This window comes from Streptomyces huiliensis (assembly GCF_020037025.1).
GTDB classification, from domain to species: domain Bacteria; phylum Actinomycetota; class Actinomycetes; order Streptomycetales; family Streptomycetaceae; genus Streptomyces; species Streptomyces huiliensis.
Map to the genome: position 1 here is coordinate 1 of NZ_JAIQLH010000382.1, position 905 is coordinate 905.

The window sequence follows — 905 nt, forward strand, 5'->3', positions numbered from 1 at the left end:
CCACGCTCTACGCGGCCGTCGAGGGGATGTCGCCGTTCCGCCGCGCCTCGGCGCTGGGCACGCTCCAGGCCGTCGTCCACGAGGACCCGCCCGCGCCCCGCCGCGCCGGCCCCCTCGCCCCGCTCCTGCTCGGGCTGCTCCGCAAGGACCCGCGGACGCGCATGGGCTCGGTGGAGGCGCAGCGCCTGCTGGACGCGGCGGCGTCCGCTGCGACGGCCGGCGGGACGCCGGGGACGGGCTCCGGGGCCGCTTTCCGCGCCCAGGGGCGCCCGGACGGTGACTACGGTGAGCGTGGTACCGGGGGGACGGACGGTGCGGGCACCGCTCCCGGGGCGCCGGGAGCGCACCGGTCGGACGGGACGGCGGCGGAAGGCGCCGGATCGGGAGCCGCCGCGGACCCCGGCAGGGGCGGGGGCACCGGGACGCCCCGGCCGGGAGCGGGCGCCGGCGCGGCGACGGAGCCCTGGACCACCGCGCCGAGGACACCGGCCGGGTCCGGGCCGGTCCCCACTCCGGGCCGGCCGGACACGGCGTCCGGCTCGCACGCCGCCGCCGGGCCCGGACCGCGGTCCTCCGCCCCCGCGGGCCCGGACGCGTCCGCGAGCCGGGAAGTGCCCGGCACCGCGCGGACGCCGGACGCGTCCCCGCCCGAGCGCCCGTACCGGGACCCCGGCACCCCTTCCGGTTACGCCCCGACGTACATCCCGACCTCCGCCGACGTCCACCCGGACGCTCCCTCCCCCGGCGCGCACGGTCCCGCGCGCGACCCCGCGCCGGGCCCGGCCGCCGCCGGATCCGGGACGCCCCCGGCCCCGTACACCCCCTACACCCCCTACACGCCGTACGCCTCCACCACCCCCTACTCCCCGGCCGTGCTGCGGTCGGCGGGCGCGCCGGACGTCATC

General features: G+C 82.0%; 1 pseudogene. It reads left to right on the forward strand.

Annotated elements, in window-relative coordinates:
• Positions 1–905 (forward strand): annotated as a pseudogene (locus JNW98_RS33755) (hypothetical protein); the annotation flags it as partial.